Source organism: Amycolatopsis sp. NPDC051716, from assembly GCF_040681595.1.
In the GTDB taxonomy this organism is placed as follows: Bacteria; Actinomycetota; Actinomycetes; order Mycobacteriales; family Pseudonocardiaceae; genus Amycolatopsis.
On the sequence record NZ_JBFAZA010000017.1, the window covers coordinates 58,144 to 75,412 of the forward strand.

The window sequence follows — 17,269 nt, forward strand, 5'->3', positions numbered from 1 at the left end:
TCTGATGCCCGACCGGGACCGCCCGTCGTTCACCCTTCAGCTGAGCCAGAACAAGTACCTGGCGCCCTCCGACGACCGGATGGACGTCGTGCTCACCGTGCGGGTGGGCGACGCCGGGGTGCCGGCGGCCGGGCTGCCACCGACCGCCGAGCTGCTGCTGGTGGACTGCTCGAGCTCGATGGACTGGCCGCCGACGAAGATCGAAGCCGCCCGGCACGCCTGCCGGGCGGCCATCGGCTCGCTGCGGGACGGCGTGCTGTTCGGGGTGGTCGAATGCACCAGCCGGGCCCGGCTCGTGTACCCGGCCGAGCCGCCGCTGGCGGTGGCCGGCGAGCGGACCCGCCACGAGGCGAAGGCCGCGGCCTCCGGGCTGATCGCCGGGGGCGGCACGGCGATGAGCACGTGGCTGGACCTGGCCCGGGACCTGTTCGGGACGACCCCGGCCGTGATCCGGCACGCGGTCCTGCTCACCGACGGCAAGAACGAGTCCGACCACCGGGGGGCGCTGGACGCCGCGCTCGACCGCTGCCGGGGCCGGTTCGCCTGTGACGCCCGGGGAATCGGCGACGACTGGGATCCGCGGGACCTGCAACGGATCGCGTCCGCCCTGCGCGGCAGCGCGGACGCCGTCCTGGAGGACGCGGAGCTCGCCGGGGATTTCCGGCGCCTGGTCGAGCGGGCGATGGGCCGGACCGTGCCGGACCTGCGGCTGCGGATGACCACGCTGCCCTACAGCCGGCTGCGGTTCGTCAAGCAGGTCTTTCCGACCGAGGTCGAACTCACCCGGCAGTGCCAGGCAAAGGAGGGCCGCGCGATCGAGCTGCCCACCGGGGCGTGGGGCGACGAGCTGCGCGAGTACCACCTCTGCCTCGACGTCGACGCGGGGGCGCTGACGCGGTACGAAGACCGGTTGCTGGGCACTGTCACGCTCTTCGCCGGCGACGAGCCGGCCGGCGACCAGCTGGCCGTCGTCGGCTACCTCACCGACGACCTGGCGCTCTCCAGCGTGCCGGACGACAACGTCGCCCGCGTCACCGGGCAGGCCGAACTGGGCCGCGCGGTCCGGGCGGGCTGGGAGGCCTTCGAGCGCGACGACCGGGTGACGGCGGCGCGCGAATGGAGCACCGCGGTCCAGCGGGCGACCGAGCTGGGCAACGCGGAGATCCTCAAGCGCCTGGGCCGGCTGATCGACGTGCACGACGACGGCACGGTCGCGATCAAGGACGGCGTCCGCCCGCGAGACGGCTTCTCCCTGGTGCTCGGTTCGACCATCTCCACCTACACCGGCTCGGCGGAACCCGCCGCCGCCGTCGCCGTCCCGCCCGAAGCCGACGTGGCCCTGCGCGAGTGCGTCCACTGTGGACAAAAGGTGCCGCCGGCGGCGAAGTGGTGCCGGCACTGCGGCGAGCCGCCGTTCGAGGCGGGAGCGCCTTCGTGACCGCGACCAGCACCACCCGGCAGACCCTCTGGTGGCTGCGGCTCGGGCTCGTGGCCGCCAGCGTGCTCGTGCTGGGGACGGCGCTGGCGACCTTCCTCGGCGTGCGGGCCAGCATCGCCGAGGTGCGGGAGCGAACCGCGCCCGCGGTGCTCGAGGTGTCACTGGCCAAGGAGGCGATCGTGGCCGCGCACCGGGCGGCGGTGATCGCGTTCGACGCCCGGCAAGCGCGCCTCACCGGCCCCAGCGAGCAGTATGAGGACGAAATCGCCCGGACGAGCCAGCAGCTCGCCCAGGTCGCCGAGCACAACGCGGCGGGCGGGGCGGGCAGCCAGACACTGCTGTTGATCGAAGGGCTGCTGCCGTCGTACAACGGTTTCATCGGGCACGCCGCCGCCCACTTCCGGGAGGACCCGGACGGCCCGCTCGCCGCGAGCAACCTGCAGTCCGCGTCGGACCTGCTGACCGCGCCGGAAAACGGGATCCTCGCCCGGCTCGACGCGCTCGAGGCCGCTCAGCGCGCCGCCCTCGACCGGCAGCTCGGGGCGAACTGGCTGGGTCCCGCGATCACGGCGCTGTGGGCGGTGCCGCTGGTCCTGCTGCTCGCCACGCTCGTCTGGGCCCAGCGGTTCCTCGCCCGGCGGTTCCGGCGCACGGTGAACACCGCGCTGCTGGCCGCCACGGTGGCGTGCGTGCTGCTGGGCGCGGGAACGGCGCTGCTGCTCGGCATCCAATCCGACGCCCGGGACGGCGGCACCGCGCTGGAGCGCACCGTCGACGCGCGGTCCGCGGCCACCTCGGCGGCCGCCGGCGATGCCCGGTGGACCCTCGCCCAGGTACTGACCGCCCAGTGCGGGATCGAGGGGGTGGCCGCGTGCGGTGACACGGTGACCGCGTTCGCCGCCGGGACACCCGTCCCGGCCGCCGTCCCGGACGAGCCGCCGGGCGCCGTCGACGAATCGGCACTGCTGGGCCCGGGACTCACCGAACCGGGCTGGACCGGGGCGCTCGGCTACGGAATTCCGGTGCTGGCCGCCGGAATCGGCGTCCTGACGGTAGGTGGCCTGCAACCCCGGCTCGACGAGTACCGGTTCCGCGCGAGGAGAGAGCCGTGATGAAGCGCTGCGCCGGTTCGGTGCTGGCCCTCGTGCTCCTGATCTCCGGGTGTGCCGCCGGGACCGGTGCGGAGCCGGTGACCGTGCTGGGGTCGTGGACCGGCGACGAGCAGACGGCGTTCCTGCGGGTCCTCGACGGGTTCACCCGGGAGACCGGGATTCCCACGCTCTACCAGGGCACCCGCGCGCAGAGCCAGGTGCTGCGCGGGGACCTGCAACAGGGCACCCCGCCCGACGTGGCGGTGCTGTCCAACCCGGCCGAGCTGGCGGGCTACGCGCAGTCCGGGAAGCTGAAATCCCTGGACGGCGTCCTCGACGCGGACGCGACCGCCGCGTACAGCTCGACGTGGCGGAAACTGCAGCAGCTCGGCGGGAACACGACGTACACGGTCGTGGTGAAGGCGGATCTGAAGAGCATCGTCTGGTACGACCCGGACCGGTTCCGGGAAGACCCGCCGGCCACCTGGGACGCGCTCGTGGCGACCTCCCGGCGGCTGTCCGCCGCCGGGCAGCAGCCGTGGTGCCTCGGCATGGGGGCGCCGCCGAACTCCGGGTTCCCGGGCACCGACTGGCTCGAGGACATCCTGCTGCACCAGGCTCCGGACAAGTACGGCAAGTGGGCGGCCGGCGAGCTGGCCTGGACCGACGAGGTCGTGCGCGACGCGTGGCTGAGCTGGGGCACGCTGGTCCTGGCGCCGGGCGCGGTCCGCGGGGGCAGCACGGCGGCCCTGCTCACCTCGTTCGCCGACGCCGGCCGGGGCCTGTTCGCCGATCCACCCCACTGCCTGCTGGAGCACCTCGGCTCGTTCGCGATCGGCGGCTACCGGGCGGTCCCGCGGCCGGCCGGGCCGCCCGTGCCCGACCGGGACTTCCGGTTCTTCCCGTTCCCGGGCACCGGGAAACCCGCGCGGTCGGAGGTGTCGGCCGACCTCGCCGGGATGTTCCACGACACCCCGGCCGCGCGCCGCCTCATGGTCTACCTGGCCGGGGAGCAGGGGCAGCGGATCTGGCCGTCCGGCGGGACGACGTTCTCGGTGCACCAGGGTCTCGCCGGCCGGGACGTCTACCGCAGCGACGTGACCCAGCGGATCGCGACGACCCTGGCCAAGGGCACCGACCTGTGCTTCGACGCGTCGGACCTGATGCCCTCGGCGATGACCAGCGCGTTCTACCAGGCGGTGCTGGAGTACCTGGCCCACCCGGACCGGCTGGACACCCTGCTCCGGGAGCTCGAACAGGTGCGCCGCGGCATCGGCCGGGAGCAATGGCTCGACCTGCCGTGCTGAACCCGTGCGAAAGGAGATCCGGTGCAGGAGTTCGTGCGTTTCCCGCTGGCCGACGGCGGTTCGGTGGTCGTCGAGGTCGAAGGGGAACCGGGCCTGGAGCAGGCTTCGGTGCCTTCGGGGGTGCTCCGCAAGGCGACCACGACCTTCGAGCACGCCCTGAGCGAGGTCCGCGCGGCCGCGTCCGCCGCGCTGACCCAGTTCCGCGACCTCGGCCCGGACGAGGTCGAGCTCAAGTTCGGCGTCAAGCTCGACGCCCAGGCCGGGGCCGTGATCGCACGCACCGGGCTGCAGGGCCAGTTCGAGGTCAAGCTGAAGTGGCTGCGCGCCGGCGCGGTGCCAGCCGAAGAGACAGCGGAGGAACCGGAAGGGTGAGGCGTTACGGCTTGTAGCCGACGATCCCGGCCACGCACTTGGCGGAGTCGCTGAGCGGCGTGAGCCGGGGGCCGTCCGGCCACCACTCGTCGCAGACCGCCATGCCCGGGCCGGAGGTCGCGTTCGGCTGGACCAGTTCGAGGCCGGCCATCATGGCTTCGATCTCCGCGCGGGTGCGGAAGCGGCCGGCGCCGAGCGGGCCGGAGACCAGGATCTGCTCGATGCGCTTGGCGATCGCGGTCAGCTCCGGCACCTCGGGGTCGAAGAAGTGCGACAGCACCACGTACGAACCCGACGGCAGCGCGTCGATGTATTCGCGCATGAGGTCGACGACGCCGTCGCCTTCGAAGTGGTGCATCGTGCCGACTTGCAGCAGCGCGACCGGCTCGGAGAAGTCGACGTGCGCCAGGACTTCCGGGTGGCCCAGGACTTCCCGCGGCTTGAAGATGTCCGCCTCGACCATGTGCGTGAAGTCGTTCTCGACGAGCAGCGCGCGGCCGTGGGCGAGGACCACCGGGTCGTTGTCGATGTAGACGACCGTGTGGTCCTTGTCGATGCGCTGCACGATCTGGTGGGTGTTCTCGGCCGTCGGCAGTCCGGACCCGCAGTCGAGGTACTGGCGGATCCCGGTCTGGTTGGCCAGCATCCGCAGCGCGCGGTTGTGGAACCCGCGGTTGCCGCGGGCGATGTCCACCGCTTCCGGGACGGCCGTGCGGATCTTGTCCATCACCACGCGGTCGACTTCGTAGAAGTTGTGCCCGCCGAGGAATCCGTCGTAGATCCGCGCGATGCTTGGCCGGGCGGGGTCGACGCCCACCGGCTTCTGGCTCGGGGACAGCACGGACGGCGTGTCGGACATGGCGACCTCGCAGGACTTCGGCGGGTGGCGTGGGGCCACCCAGAGTAGTAGGTCGCGTCCGGGCGGTGAAGCCGAGGTGGCCCGTTCAGCCGCTCGGACGGAGCCGCTGGCCGGGGATGTCGGCCGCGCGCTGGGCGCGTTCCCGCCGCAGCCGCGCGAGGTGCTGGTCGATCCGCCGGTCGAGGTCGCGCGCGGCCTCGGACAGGTCCGTCGGGTCGCGCCGGGACGCCGAGCGCCCGACGGCGGCCCCGGTGTCCCTTTCGTTCCCTGCCCTGTCCACTACCGGCACCTCCCGGATCGGCCCTGGCTCCCTGCTCTTGGCGTTACTGCCCCATTGGGCGGTTGCCAAAACCCCGCCGGCGTGAACCGCCGCACCCGGGACCCGATCCGCCGGCCGGTGGATCGGCCGGAAATCCCCTGGTCACAATTTTGACCAGGTGGTAGAAATTGAGGAGCCGCGGCCGACGGCGTCACGGCGAAGTGGAGGAGCCGGTGATGAGCGTGCCTTCCGTGCAGCTGTATTCGGTCCGAGACGCGTTCGCGGCCGAACCCGCCGACACCCTGCGGCGGCTCGCCGCGATCGGCTTCACGCAGGTGGAGCCGTACGGCGTCCTCGAAAACGCCGAGGCACTGCGGGCCGGGCTGCCCGCCAACGGCCTGACCGCCCCGACCGCGCACGCGCAGCTGCTCGGCGCCGACCAGCACGCCGTCTTCGCCGCCGCGGCCGAGCTGGGCATCGGCCTGGTGATCGACCCGTTCGTGCCGCCCGAGCGGTGGCAGGAGCCCGCCGACATCGCGGCCACGGCGGAGGGGCTGAACGCCGCCGCGAAGCTCGCGGCCGAGCACGGCGTCCGCGTCGGCTACCACAACCACTGGTGGGAACTGGAGTCCCGGATCGACGGCCGCAGCGCCTTCGAGGTGTTCGCCGAGCAGCTCGACCCGGCGGTCGCCCTGGAGGTCGACACCTACTGGGCCACCGCGGGCGGCGAGGACGCGCCCGCCCTGCTGCGGCGGCTCGGCGACCGGGTGCGGGCCATCCACGTCAAGGACGGCGGCCTCGCCACCGACGCCACCGGCCAGGTCCCCGCCGGGCAGGGCCGGGTGCCGGTCGCCGAGGTGCTGGCCGCCGCGCCGGACGCGCTGCAGGTGGTCGAGTTCGACGCGTTCGACGGCGACCTCTTCGAGGCCATCGCCGCCAGCCACGCCTTCCTGACCGGCGCGGGCCGGTGACCGGCGGCCCGGTCGGCGTCGGGCTCATCGGCACCGGCGTCATCAGCGGCACCTACCTCGAGAACCTCACCGCCTTCCCGGACGTCCGCGTGGTGCGGGTCGCCGACCTCGACACCGGGCGCGCGGCGGCCCGCGCGGCCGAGCACGGCGTGCCGCGATCGGGCACCGTGGCCGAGCTGCTGGCCGACCCGGACGTCGAGCTGGTCGTCAACCTGACCGTCCCGGCCGCGCACGCCGAGGTCGGGCTCGCCGCGCTCGAAGCGGGCAAGCACGTGTGGACCGAGAAGCCCCTCGCGCTGGACCGCCAGACCGGCCGCAAGCTCCTCGACCGCGCACGGGAGCAGAACCTGCGCGTGGCCGGCGCGCCCGACACCGTGCTCGGCGCCGCGCTGCAGACCGCGCGGCAGGCCGTCGACGCGGGCCGGATCGGCCGTCCCCTGACCGCGCTGGCGCTGTTCCAGGTGCCGGGGCCGGAGCGGTGGCACCCGGCGCCGGAGTTCTACTTCCAGCCCGGCGGCGGGCCGCTGCTCGACATGGGCCCGTACTACCTGACGGCCCTGGTGCACCTGCTGGGCCCGGTCCGGCGCGTCACCGGCGCCGGCGGGCGGGCGCGCGACACCCGGGTCGTCGGGTCCGGGCCGCGGGCGGGCACGGAGTTCCCGGTGTCGGTGCCGACGACGGTCACCGCGCTCGTCGAGTTCGAACGCGCCTCGGCGCAGCTGGTCCTGAGCTTCGACTCGGCGCTCCACCGGACCGGGCTGCTCGAGCTGACCGGCGCGCTCGGCACCGCCGCGCTGCCCGATCCCAACCGGTTCGACGAGCCGACGCGGCTGCACCTGCTCGACCGGGACGAGCCGGAAGAGCTGGCGCCGCAAGGACATGCGGCTTCGCGCGGCACCGGCGCGCTGGAGCTGGCCCGGGCGATCCGCGCCGGGGTGCCCGAACGCGCGTCCGGCGAGCTGGCCTACCACGTGCTCGACGCGATGCTGGCCATCGGCGAATCCATGACGCGCGGGCAGAGCGTGGAGGTCGCGAGCACCGTCGAGGTCCCGCCGCTGCTGCCGGCGGGGTGGGACCCGTACGCGAAGACCCTCTAGAGCGGGACGGTGAGCAGGTTCTGCAGGTAGAAGCGCAGCGAGCCGACCAGGTCGACGGCGCCGGGCACGGTCAGCCACTGCACCTGCAGGCCGTCCATCAGCGCGATGAACGTCAGCGCCGCCATCGCGGGCTCGACACCCTCCCGCAGTTCGCCGCGGGCCGCGAGGGCTTCGAACGACTCGTGCACGCCGTCCCGCGCGGCCCGGTAGTGGCGCACGAAGTACTCGTGCGCCGGGTGGTCCGCGGCGACCGCTTCGGCGGCGAGCCGCGAGTAGAGGTCGACGATCCCGGGGTGGCGGACGTTGTGCTCGGCGAGCGCGACGAAGTGGCGCAGGACCGCCAGCCCGGGGGGCACGGTCAGCTGCTCGCGCTCGGCGTCCTCGGCGTCCCGGCGTTCGAGCACGGCGGCGAGCAGGGCTTCCTTCGTGGGGAAGTAGTAGAGGAGACCGGCGTGGGAAATCCCGACGCGCTTGGCGATTTCGCGCAGCGACGAGCCGTGGTAGCCGAGTTCGCCGTACGCCGCGGCCGCCGCCGTGATGATGTCTTCGCGGCGGATCCGGCCCTTCAGGTAGCCCCCCGTCACGGGGTGGCGCTGGTCTCGGCGGCGTGCACGGCACCATCATGCCGCAGCGGTCGTTCGCACAAGCCACGTGAGCGAACGAACAAACCGGTTGTGCGAACGCGGACGGCTTGCGAGCATCACGGCGTGAAGAGCGCGGACCGGCAACGGGTGATCGTGGAGCGGCTGCGGGACGCCGACCAGGTGGGTGTCGCCGAGCTGGCCGAAGCGACCGGCGCGTCGGAGATGACCGTCCGCCGCGACCTCGACCACCTGGCGTCCCGGGGCGTGCTGCGCCGGGTGCACGGCGGCGCGGTCCCGGCGTCGCCGTCGGGAGTCGAACCGCCGTTCGCGGCCCGCGCGACGGCCGCGATGGCGGCGAAACGGGCCATCGCCGCCGCGGCGGCGGAGCTGATCCGCGACGGCGAGACGGTCGTCCTCGACAGCGGCACGACGGCGCTGGAGCTGGCGCGGCTGCTGCGCGGGCGCCCGGTCACCGTGATGCCGCTGTCCCTGCACGCGGTCCGTGAGCTGGCCGACGACCCGGACGTCCGGCTGCTGCTGCCCGGCGGCGAACCGCGCCCGGGCGAGCAGGCCCTGGTGGGCCCGCTGACGCTGGCGTCGCTGCGGGCCCTGCGGTTCGACGTCGCCGTGATCAGCCCGTGCGCGCTGGGCCTCGACTCCGGGCTCACCGCCTTCGACCTGGGCGACGCCGAGGTCAAGCAGGCCGCCCTCGACGTCGCGGCCCGGGCGATCGTGCTCGCCGACGGCGCCAAGTGGGGCCGGGCCGCGCTCGCCCGCATCTGTCCCGCCGACCGCGCCGACGTGGTGATCACCGATCCCGCGGCGCCCGAGGACCAGCGTGCCGCGCTGGCCGAGCGCGGCGTGCTCGTGCACGTCGCCGTCCCCATGGAGAGCCGATGACCGCCCCGCCCCGCCCGCGCGCCGCCCGGTTCGCGACCTTCATGTTCTTCGGCCTCAACGGGTTCGCGATGGGCATGTGGGTGGTGCACATCCCGAACATCGAGCGCGCGACGGGCATCTCGCACAGCACGCTCGGCGCGCTGCTGCTGGTGCTCGGCGGCGCCGCGTTCGCCGGCATGCAGGTGGCCGGCCCGCTCGTCGACCGGCTGGGGCACCGGCGGCTGGTGCCGGCCGCGGGCGTGCTGATGGGGCTCGCGGTGTGCGGGCCGGGGTTCGCGGACTCGTGGTGGACGCTGGGCCTGGGGCTGATCGGCTTCGGCTTCGGCAACGGCTCGATCGACGTCGGGATGAACTCCCACGCGGTGGTCGTGGAGCGGGCCTACCCGCGCCCGATCATGGCGGCCTTCCACGCGATGTGGTCGATCGGCGGCGCGATCGCCGCGGTCATCGGCGCGGCGACGCTCGGCGCGGGCGTGCCCACCGGGGTGACGCTGACCGGCACGGGCCTGCTGTGCGTGCTGCTTTCCGTGCTGTCGGCGCGTTTCCTGATGGAGCCGGACGCGGTGCCTGCTCCTGATGCGCCTGCCGCCGCCTCCGGGCCGGTCGGCACGCGCCGGCCCCCGGGCCGCACGGTCTGGCTGCTCGGCCTGCTGGCGCTCGCGCTGATGCTGTCGGAGGGCGTCGCGAACGACTGGGCGGCGCTGCACATGGAAAAGGTGCTCGGCACGTCGGCGTCCACGGCGGCGCTGGCGTACGGCGCGTTCGCGGTGGCGATGACGACCGGCCGCTTCCTGACCGACCGCGTCGCGGCCTGGGCGGGCCCGGCGGCGATCGTCCGTTATGGAGCGACGCTGGCGGCGGTCGGCCTGACGACGGCCGCGGCGGCCCCGTGGGTACCGCTGTCCCTGGTGGGCTGGGCGCTGTTCGGCCTGGGCCTTTCGGGCGGCGTCCCGCAGCTGTTCTCGGCGGCGGGCAACCTGGACACGCGGGCATCGGGCGCGTTGATGGCCCGGGTGGTCGGCCTCGGGTACGTCGGCCTGCTGGCCGGCCCGGCGCTGATCGGCGGGCTGACCCGGTGGATGCCGCTCAACGTGACCTTCGGGGTACCGGTGGTGCTGTGCGTCCTGGCGGCGGTGTTCGCCGGGGTGCTGAGCCCGAAGCCGGAACCGGTGGAGCAGCCCGTCGGCTCTTGAGCGGCGGCGCTCACCGGTGGTGGGCCACGGTTTCGTGCGCCCGGTCCGCGCCGGTGGCCGGTTCGGTGTGGATCACCACCGCGGTCAGCCGCGGGATCGTGTGCAGCAGGCGGTGTTCCACCTCGTGGGCCAGTGCGTGGGCGGCTTCGACGGTCAGGTCCGCCGCCACCGTCACGGCCAGCTCGGCCCGCAGGTGGTGCCCGATCCAGCGCATCCGGAGGTCCCGCGCGCCGAGCACGCCGCCGACGGCGCGGGCCGTCCGTTCGGCCAGCTCGACCGACGCCGGGTCGACGGCGTCCAGCAGCCGCCGGAACACCTCCTTCGCCGTGTCACGCAGGACGAACAGGATCGCGACCGTGATCACGAGCCCGACGACCGGATCCGCCGCGGGGAAGCCGAACGCGACGCCCGCCGCGCCGGCGACGACCGCCAGCGACGTGAAGCCGTCCGTGCGGGCGTGCAGCCCATCGGCGACCAGCGCGGCCGAGCCGATCTCGCGGCCGACCCTGATCCGGTACCGCGCCACCAGTTCGTTGCCGGCGAAGCCGATCACGCCGGCCGCGGCGACCACCCAGGGGTGCGCGACGGGCCGCGGGTCGAGCAGCCGCGTCACCGATTCGTAGCCGGCGATCGCCGCCGAAGCCGCGACGACGAACACGACCACCACGCCGGCCAGGTCTTCGGCGCGGCCGAGCCCGTAGGTGTAGCGGCGGGTCGCGGCGCGGCGGCCGAGCAGGAACGCGACGCCGAGCGGGACGGCGGTCAGCGCGTCGGCGAAGTTGTGGATGGTGTCGCCCAGCAGCGCCACCGACCCGGTGACCAGCACGAGCACCAGCTGCGCGACGGCGGTCGAGGACAGCGCGGCGAACGACCACCCGAGCGCCCGCACGCCGCGCCGGCTGGTTTCGAGGGCGTGGTCGACGCGGTCGGCGCTGTCGTGGCTGTGCGGCCGCCACTTCGAGTGGCCGTGGCCGTGTCCGTGTCCCGGCATGGAAGCAGTCTATCTGCGCAAGCACGCAGATACGCAAGTAGTAAGGTTTCGGCCATGCACGCGTCGCTGCCGGAGTTCGACATGCCCACCGAAGAGCAGGTCCACCTGGCGGCGGAGTCGTTCCGCCTGCTCGCCGACCCCACTCGCATCAAGGTGCTCTGGGCGCTGCTGCAGGGTGAATCATCGGTGGCCTGCCTGGCCGAACTGGCCGGCGCCGCCCCGACGGCGGTCAGCCAGCACCTGGCCAAGCTGCGGCTGGCGGGCCTGGTGAAGGGCCGTCGCGAAGGAACGTTCGTGTACTACTCGGCGGCCGACAACCACGTGCGCGGCCTGCTGGCCCAGGCCCTGCACCACGCCGAGCACGTGGACCGCGACCTCCCCTCGGGCGAGCACGCCCACCGCCCGCGGTCTAGCTGATCGGCTCCTGCAGCTCCGTCACCCAGCCCGCCGGGTCCTCCGGGCAGTCCAGGTACACCTCCCGCTGCGGCCCGGCCGACCGGCAGCCGTGGTCGTCGATCCAGCGCACCACCGCCTGCCAGCCGGGCAGGACGCCGTCGATCGCGCCGCGGTGGACGAGCGTCGCCGCGCGGGTGGGCGGCAGGTCCACCACCGCCAGGCCGTTGAGATCGCCGCCGCCGACCGATGCCGGGACCGCGGCGTGCACGATGACCTCGTCCTCGGCGCGCTGCTCGTAGTAGCAGGTCAGCCTGCCCGCCGGCGTGACGTCCGCCTGCGGCAGGCGGCGGCCGAGCTCCGCGCACAGCGGGTGGACGACCGGCCCGATCGCCTCCGGCGCGAACCCCGCCGCGACCCCCGTCAGCTCCACCACCCGCAGGCCGGGCAGTTCCTTGACGACGACGTCGTGGGCCGGCGGCCGGCCTTCCGCCTCGATGGTCCGCAGCCGGGCTTCGACCTGCGCGAGCCGGGCCGCGCCTTCGGCGAGCGCGGCTTCCAGCTCCGCGCGCCGCAGCGCCAGCATGCCGCGCACCTGCTCGACCGTGATCTCGTCCGCCAGCAGCGTGGCCACCTGCTCCAGCGTGAACCCGAGGTCCTTCAGCGCGACGATCCGGTTGAGCCGCGCGAGCTGGCCCGCGGTGTAGCTGCGGTAGCCGGTCGCGGGGTCGACGCGCGCCGGGCGCAGCAGGCCGAGCGCGTCGTAGTGGCGCAGCATCCGGACCGAAACCCGGCCGTGGCGGGCGAAGTCACCGATCGAGAACACGGCTCGATCCTTCCCCAGGCGGGACGAACCCGCCGACGACGTCCGCGGCGAGTTCCGCGAACGTGATCGCGGTGCCGTCCTCGTGCGCGGGCCCGACGACCTGCAGCTCGGCCGGCCGCGCCCCGCCCACCGGGGCGCTGACCGCCGGCAGCCCGGGCAGCGACGCCTGCGCGATCCAGAACACCTGGTCTTCGTAGCGGTGCCGGTCGTCGTGGGCCGGCGCCGTGGTGAACACCGTCGGGCAGAGGAACCCGTCGACGTCGGCGAAGTGCCGATTCCAGGCAGCGGTCAAGGCCGCCCGCCGCCGCTCCTGTTCGGCGATCCCGGCCGGTTCGCGCCCTTCTTGGCTCGCGAAGAACAGGTCCACCTGGAAGCCGAACGCCTCGGCCTGGGCGATCGGGTCGACGCCCGCCGGCCAGCCCGCGCGGACCCGCACCCCGGCGCGGGCCAGTGCGTCGACGGCGTCCGACAGCACCGCGCCGACCTCGCCGGTCACCGGGCAGGCCGGATCGTCGAGCACGACGCCGACGCGGAAGTCCTCGAGCCGGGACCGCCGGGCGGGCCGCAGCGGGCCGCCGGTGACTTCCAGGGCGAGCCGCAGGTCGGCCGCCGACCGGGCCAGGGGACCCACCGCCGAGGGGAATTCCCGGGCGAGCGGCGCGGGCGGCCCCGGCGGCTGGAACCCGTGCAGGGGCACGGTGCCCGGGGTGGGTTTGAGGCCGTACACGCCGCAGTAGGCGGCCGGGATCCGGATCGACCCGGCCAGGTCGGAGCCGTATTCGAGGTACGTCAGGCCGTCGGCGAGCGCGGCCGCGGCGCCCCCGCTCGAACCGCCCGGCGTCCGGGTGGGGTCTCGCGGGTTGAGCGTCCGCCCGTGGAGCGGGTTGTCGGTCCGGCCGAAGTCCGCCAGCAGGTGGTGCACGTTCGACTTGCCCACCACGATCGCGCCCGCGGCCCGCAGCCGGGCGACGACCGTCGCGTCCTCGTCCGCGACGCAGGCCGCGAACGCCGGCTCGCCCCAGGTGGTCGGCAGGCCCTTCACGGCGAAGGCGTCCTTGACCGTCATCGGGACGCCGTGCAGCGGGCCGACGTCGTCGCCGCGCGCCGCGGCCCGATCGGCCTCCGAAGCGGCTTCGAGCGCGAAGTCGCGGCAGGTGGCGATCACGGCGTTGACCGTGGAGGCGTCGATGCGGGCGAAGAGCTGTTCGGTCAGGTCACGCGATGAGAGTTCGCCGCGGCGGATCCCGGCGGCCACCTCGGTCGCGGTGCGGAAAGGCGTCATGGGTCCGGGATAGCGCCTGACACGGTGTCAGGGTCAACGGGTTTCCCCGCCCCGCCGCGGCGGGTAGCCCTCCGGTGATCGTCGTCCGATTCGCGGGCGGCGCAGAGAGGCGGAGGGAAGACCGATGTCCACCGCACCCCCGATACCGCCCGAACCGGTCCAGCCTGCCCCGGTCGTCCCGGACCCGGGACCGGGCCGGCCACTCCCGGGACCCGGCGTGCCCGTCCCGGACCCGCTGCCGCCGGAGCCGGCTCCCGGTCCCGACCGAGATCGGCTATGACTTACAGATCATATGAGTTTCATATGATCTCGTGTACCGTCGGGGTATGACAACAGCGCAGAGCTACCGCCGGATGGTCAACGCCGGCAACAAGATCGTCGTGGGCCTGCAGCGGCTCGGCGTCGCCTTCGGCCCGATGCAGCTGCTCACCGTGCCCGGCCGGCGCACCGGCGTGCCCCGCACGTTCCCCATCGCGGTGCTTCCGATCGACGGTGCCCGCTACATCGTCCAGGCCTATCCGAAGGCGGCCTGGGTGGCGAACGTGCGGGCCGCGGGCGAGGTGACGCTCACCCGCGGCCGCCGTTCGTCGGTCGCCCGGCTGGCCGAGCTGCCGGTGCCGGAGCGGCGGCCGGTCCTGCGCCGGCTCGTCGAAACGAGCCCGGCGAGCGTGGGGAAGCGGTTCGTGACGACCGGCCTGGCGGACGCACCTACGCCGGACGCCGTCGCGGCGGCCGCGGAGCGCATCGCGGTCTTCCGCGTCGAACAGTCCTGAGCCGGCGGCGGGCCGGGCGCACCCGGCCCGCCGGGGTCACGCCTCGATCTGCGTGCGGTCGCCGGCGCCGCCGACTTCGATGCGCCGCGGCTTCGCCTTCTCGACGATCGGGATGCGGACGGTCAGCACTCCGGCGTCGTAGTTCGCGGTGATGTGCTCGGTGTCCAGGGTGTCGCCGAGGAACAGCTGGCGGGAGAACACGCCCAGCCGCCGTTCGGAGACGTGCATCCGGACGTCGTCACCGGTCGGCAGGGGCCGTCGTTCGGCCTTGACCGTAAGGACGTTGCGCTCGACGTCCAGCTCGACGGCGCCGGGATCGACGCCGGGCAGGTCGAAGCACACCACGAACTCGTCGCCGGCGCGGTAGGCGTCCATCGGCATCGCGGCCGGCTTCGACCAGGTGCCGGCGCCGAAGACCTGCTGGGCGAACCGGTCGAAGTCGCGGAACGGGGCGGTGCGCATCAACATCGGGATCCACCTCCTGGGAACTCGTCGACTCTGGTGTCAACACGCGAAGCTGTTCTAGCATGTCGTCAAAACGATGACAAGGTGTGGGTCGTCGAAAGGATGACACGATGGACGGGATCGATCCCACCGGCGCGCTGCGCCGGATCCAGGAGGCGGTCGCGGCCGCCCGGGCCGGGACGGGCGACCAGGACCGGGTGCTGGACGCGCTGTCCGGCCTGCGGCTGCTGCGCGAGGAGCTGGCGAGCTGGGAACCGGAGCTGATCGCGGCGGCCAGGGCGGCCGGCGCCAGCTGGGTCGCGCTCGCCCCCGCACTGGGCGTCGCGAGCCGCCAGGCCGCGGAACGGCGTTACCTGCGGCTGCAGCCGTCGCACACCGGCGAGAAGACCGGCGAGGCGCGGGTCGACGCGGAACGCGACCGGCGCGCGGGCGACCGGGCCGTCGCCGACTGGGCCCGCCGCAACTCCGCGATCCTGCGCCAGCTCGCCGGCCGCGTCAGCGCGCTCGACGGGCTGGGCCCGGCCGGGCAGGCCAGCGCCGACCGCCTCGGCGCGGCCCTCGGCGACGACGACCCGGCGACGCTGCTCCCGCCGCTGGCCGCCGCGCAACCGCACTTGACCGGCGCGCACGCCGGGCTGGCCGAGCAGCTCGGCGAGATCTCGGCCCACACCGACCAGCTGCGCCGCGACGCCGCAGGCAACCGCCGGTCCCGGGATTGAGCGGTTTGACCGGGTTTGCCCGGCTCCCGGCCGGGCACCCGCCGCGGGAGCGACGGAAGGACGGTGCCGCCATGACCGCCGAACCCCCGGACCCGGACCCCCGCCGGACCCCGGACCTGGAAGCCGGAGGCGGGGTGCCGCCGGGCAGCACGCCGCCCGACTCCGCTCAGACGTCGGGGCTGTCGCACCCGCAGCCGATGCCGTCCAAGGCGATGCCGGTGCTGTGGCTGGTCCTGACCGGTGTTCTCGTGCTGATGGTCGCCGGGCTGGTCATCGCGCTCGCGTTCGGCTGGCTGCGGGGTGTCTGAGATCGTTCCGGATCGGGTACTCGCGAAGCATGACCGACACCCCTGACCGCACCGAAACCCGCGCCGAGCTGCTGCCCGAAGAGCAGACCGTGGACAGCGCGGACCCCGAGGGCCAGGCCCGCGAGGTCCTGCGCGACTCCGACCGCCGCACCGAGCACCCGGAGGCGACGCAGGGCCGCCGCCGTCCGGAAGACACGGTCTAGCCGCGGGAGTTCTCCTGCGTGGCCGGCGACCCGGCGGACACGGGCGCCAACCGCTCCTCGGACCGCGTCTCGCCGCGCAGCAGCAGCACCGCGACCAAACCCAGCCCCGCCACGACGGCGAAGAAGTAGAAGCCCCACGGATAAGCGACCCCGGCGGTGACCAGCGCCCCGGTGACGAACGGGCCGAGGATCGAGCCCAGCCGCCCGACCGCCGACGTCAGCCCGAGCGCGGTACCTCGGGCCGACGCCGGGAACGCGTGCGCGACGTAGCCGTAGATCAGCACCTGCGCGGAAAACACGAAGACACCGGTCAGCAGCACGACCGCGTTGAGCACGACCGCGTTCGGGATCTTCAGGCTCAGCGCCGCCAGCAGGACCGCCCCGGCACCGAACCAGATCCGCGCGATCGGGCGGATGCCGAACCGGTCGGCGATCGTGCCGGCCAGCACCAGCCCGAGCACCGCGCCGATGTTGAGCACCAGCAGCAGCGTGATCGACGTCGAGATCGGGTAGCCCGCCGTGCGCATCAGCTGCGGCAGCCAGGTGTTGAGCCCGTAGACCAGCAGCAGCCCCATGAACGAACCGGTCCACACGGCGATGCTGATCCGCCGGAACCGGCCGCTCAGCAGGTCTTTCAGCCCCACGCGTTCGTGCTGGTCCCGGGCCGCGAGGTAGGCCGCGGACTCCGGCAGCTTCCACCACATCAGCGGCACCGCCAGCAGGCCGATGACCCCGCCGCCGTAGAAGAGCAGGTGCCAGTCCTCCTTGGCGGACAGCGCGAGGACCGACGTCAGCACCGCGCCGACGTGGTAGCCGGTCATGGTGAACGTGCTCGCGCTGGCGCGCCGCCGGGCCGGCAGGTTCTCCGACATCACCGTCAGCGCCACCGGCATGCACGCGCCGAGGCCGAGCCCGGCGACGAACCGGAACACCCCGAACGTCGCGACGTTCGGCGCGAGCGGCGTCACCAGGGTGAACAGCGAGAACAGCAGGACCGAGCCGATGAGCAGCACGCGGCGGCCGAACCGGTCGGTCAGCGGGCCGAGACCGGCGGCACCGACGGCCACGCCGATCAGCGACACCGTGGCGACCGCGGTCGCGCCCGCCGCGGTGAAGCCGAGGTAGCCGCTCTTGAGCAGGGTCGGGATGGTGGCGCCGAGCGCGACCAGGTCGTAGCCCTCGAGCAGGACGGTCAGCCAGCAGAGGACCGCCGTCCACGCACCACGAGACGTCTTCAT

At 73.9% G+C, this 17,269-nt stretch carries 21 protein-coding genes; 13 read left to right on the forward strand and 8 right to left on the reverse strand.

Going from position 1 to position 17,269, the window contains the following annotated elements:
* The first annotated feature begins 4 nt into the window (after positions 1 to 4).
* Genes AB0M30_RS23835 through AB0M30_RS23850 form a run of 4 tightly spaced genes read left to right on the forward strand, consistent with a single transcriptional unit; the run spans position 5 to position 4,208 of the window.
* The gene (locus AB0M30_RS23835; protein WP_364587230.1) at positions 5 to 1,438 is read left to right on the forward strand and encodes a VWA domain-containing protein; all 1,434 of its coding nucleotides are present in this window, start codon (positions 5 to 7) and stop codon (positions 1,436 to 1,438) included.
* A complete protein-coding gene (locus AB0M30_RS23840) occupies positions 1,435 to 2,550 on the forward strand; it encodes a hypothetical protein (protein WP_364587233.1) in 1,116 nt (371 codons plus the stop codon). Before AB0M30_RS23835 ends, AB0M30_RS23840 begins: the two co-directional genes overlap by 4 nt.
* Entirely contained in the window at positions 2,550 to 3,836 is a 1,287-nt protein-coding gene (locus AB0M30_RS23845) for an ABC transporter substrate-binding protein (protein ID WP_364587580.1), read from the forward strand. The genes AB0M30_RS23840 and AB0M30_RS23845 overlap by 1 nt, the downstream gene beginning before the upstream one ends.
* A gap of 21 nt (positions 3,837 to 3,857) precedes the next feature.
* The gene (locus AB0M30_RS23850) at positions 3,858 to 4,208 is read left to right on the forward strand and encodes a CU044_2847 family protein (RefSeq protein ID WP_103337234.1); all 351 of its coding nucleotides are present in this window, start codon (positions 3,858 to 3,860) and stop codon (positions 4,206 to 4,208) included.
* Positions 4,209 to 4,212: 4 nt separating this feature from the next.
* Here AB0M30_RS23850 and AB0M30_RS23855 read toward each other — a convergent pair whose 3' ends face one another.
* Both AB0M30_RS23855 and AB0M30_RS23860 read right to left on the reverse strand, forming a co-directional pair.
* Complete coding sequence (locus AB0M30_RS23855) at positions 4,213 to 5,067, reverse strand: SAM-dependent methyltransferase (protein ID WP_364587583.1); 855 nt, start codon at positions 5,065 to 5,067, stop codon at positions 4,213 to 4,215.
* Positions 5,068 to 5,152: 85 nt separating this feature from the next.
* Positions 5,153 to 5,347, reverse strand: a complete 195-nt coding sequence (locus AB0M30_RS23860; protein WP_364587236.1) for a hypothetical protein — start codon at positions 5,345 to 5,347, stop codon at positions 5,153 to 5,155.
* Between the two features lie 215 nt (positions 5,348 to 5,562).
* On the opposite strand from AB0M30_RS23860, the gene AB0M30_RS23865 reads away from it, so the two are divergent.
* Entirely contained in the window at positions 5,563 to 6,297 is a 735-nt protein-coding gene (locus AB0M30_RS23865; RefSeq protein ID WP_364587238.1) for a TIM barrel protein, read from the forward strand.
* Positions 6,294 to 7,394 (forward strand): Gfo/Idh/MocA family oxidoreductase, encoded by a 1,101-nt coding sequence (locus tag AB0M30_RS23870; protein WP_364587241.1) that lies wholly within the window; start codon positions 6,294 to 6,296, stop codon positions 7,392 to 7,394. The genes AB0M30_RS23865 and AB0M30_RS23870 overlap by 4 nt, the downstream gene beginning before the upstream one ends.
* On the opposite strand, the gene AB0M30_RS23875 is transcribed toward AB0M30_RS23870, so the two are convergent.
* Positions 7,391 to 7,978, reverse strand: a complete 588-nt coding sequence (locus AB0M30_RS23875) for a TetR/AcrR family transcriptional regulator (RefSeq protein ID WP_103337238.1) — start codon at positions 7,976 to 7,978, stop codon at positions 7,391 to 7,393. The two genes, AB0M30_RS23870 and AB0M30_RS23875, sit on opposite strands and share 4 nt — an antisense overlap.
* A 123-nt stretch (positions 7,979 to 8,101) precedes the next feature.
* Here AB0M30_RS23875 and AB0M30_RS23880 point away from each other — a divergent pair, with 123 nt between their 5' ends.
* Together AB0M30_RS23880 and AB0M30_RS23885 are read left to right on the forward strand one after the other, a co-directional pair.
* Positions 8,102 to 8,878 (forward strand): DeoR/GlpR family DNA-binding transcription regulator, encoded by a 777-nt coding sequence (locus AB0M30_RS23880; protein ID WP_364587244.1) that lies wholly within the window; start codon positions 8,102 to 8,104, stop codon positions 8,876 to 8,878.
* Positions 8,875 to 10,071: an MFS transporter gene (locus AB0M30_RS23885; RefSeq protein ID WP_364587246.1), complete on the forward strand. Its 1,197-nt coding sequence runs from the start codon at positions 8,875 to 8,877 to the stop codon at positions 10,069 to 10,071. Before AB0M30_RS23880 ends, AB0M30_RS23885 begins: the two co-directional genes overlap by 4 nt.
* 10 nt (positions 10,072 to 10,081) lie before the next feature.
* On the opposite strand, the gene AB0M30_RS23890 is transcribed toward AB0M30_RS23885, so the two are convergent.
* The gene (locus AB0M30_RS23890) at positions 10,082 to 11,062 is read right to left on the reverse strand and encodes a cation diffusion facilitator family transporter (RefSeq protein ID WP_364587249.1); all 981 of its coding nucleotides are present in this window, start codon (positions 11,060 to 11,062) and stop codon (positions 10,082 to 10,084) included.
* A gap of 54 nt (positions 11,063 to 11,116) precedes the next feature.
* On the opposite strand from AB0M30_RS23890, the gene AB0M30_RS23895 reads away from it, so the two are divergent.
* Positions 11,117 to 11,479, forward strand: a complete 363-nt coding sequence (locus AB0M30_RS23895) for a metalloregulator ArsR/SmtB family transcription factor (RefSeq protein ID WP_364587252.1) — start codon at positions 11,117 to 11,119, stop codon at positions 11,477 to 11,479.
* On the opposite strand, the gene AB0M30_RS23900 is transcribed toward AB0M30_RS23895, so the two are convergent.
* Together AB0M30_RS23900 and AB0M30_RS23905 are read right to left on the reverse strand one after the other, a co-directional pair.
* Positions 11,472 to 12,281, reverse strand: coding sequence for a MerR family transcriptional regulator (locus tag AB0M30_RS23900; protein ID WP_364587254.1), 810 nt, complete (start codon positions 12,279 to 12,281; stop codon positions 11,472 to 11,474). The two genes, AB0M30_RS23895 and AB0M30_RS23900, sit on opposite strands and share 8 nt — an antisense overlap.
* On the reverse strand, positions 12,265 to 13,563 hold the full coding sequence (locus tag AB0M30_RS23905; protein ID WP_364587257.1) for an amidase family protein: 1,299 nt from the start codon (positions 13,561 to 13,563) through the stop codon (positions 12,265 to 12,267). Before AB0M30_RS23905 ends, AB0M30_RS23900 begins: the two co-directional genes overlap by 17 nt.
* A 326-nt stretch (positions 13,564 to 13,889) precedes the next feature.
* Here AB0M30_RS23905 and AB0M30_RS23910 point away from each other — a divergent pair, with 326 nt between their 5' ends.
* Positions 13,890 to 14,336 carry a nitroreductase family deazaflavin-dependent oxidoreductase gene (locus AB0M30_RS23910; protein WP_364587260.1) on the forward strand — a complete coding sequence of 149 codons (447 nt, stop codon included), beginning with the start codon at positions 13,890 to 13,892 and terminating at the stop codon, positions 14,334 to 14,336.
* 36 nt (positions 14,337 to 14,372) lie between these two features.
* Here the strand turns inward: AB0M30_RS23910 and AB0M30_RS23915 are convergent, their stop codons facing one another.
* Positions 14,373 to 14,804 (reverse strand): Hsp20/alpha crystallin family protein, encoded by a 432-nt coding sequence (locus AB0M30_RS23915; RefSeq protein ID WP_364587263.1) that lies wholly within the window; start codon positions 14,802 to 14,804, stop codon positions 14,373 to 14,375.
* A 107-nt stretch (positions 14,805 to 14,911) separates the two neighbouring features.
* Between AB0M30_RS23915 and AB0M30_RS23920 the strand changes: the two genes are divergently transcribed.
* The 3 genes from AB0M30_RS23920 to AB0M30_RS23930 all read left to right on the forward strand — a co-directional run bounded on the left by AB0M30_RS23920 (position 14,912) and on the right by AB0M30_RS23930 (position 16,031).
* Positions 14,912 to 15,520: an HSP18 transcriptional regulator gene (locus AB0M30_RS23920; protein WP_364587266.1), complete on the forward strand. Its 609-nt coding sequence runs from the start codon at positions 14,912 to 14,914 to the stop codon at positions 15,518 to 15,520.
* Between the two features lie 71 nt (positions 15,521 to 15,591).
* Positions 15,592 to 15,828 (forward strand): DUF6480 family protein, encoded by a 237-nt coding sequence (locus AB0M30_RS23925; RefSeq protein ID WP_103337245.1) that lies wholly within the window; start codon positions 15,592 to 15,594, stop codon positions 15,826 to 15,828.
* A 29-nt stretch (positions 15,829 to 15,857) separates the two neighbouring features.
* Positions 15,858 to 16,031 (forward strand): hypothetical protein, encoded by a 174-nt coding sequence (locus AB0M30_RS23930; protein WP_364587269.1) that lies wholly within the window; start codon positions 15,858 to 15,860, stop codon positions 16,029 to 16,031.
* On the opposite strand, the gene AB0M30_RS23935 is transcribed toward AB0M30_RS23930, so the two are convergent.
* On the reverse strand, positions 16,028 to 17,269 hold the full coding sequence (locus AB0M30_RS23935; protein WP_364587272.1) for an aromatic acid/H+ symport family MFS transporter: 1,242 nt from the start codon (positions 17,267 to 17,269) through the stop codon (positions 16,028 to 16,030). The two genes, AB0M30_RS23930 and AB0M30_RS23935, sit on opposite strands and share 4 nt — an antisense overlap.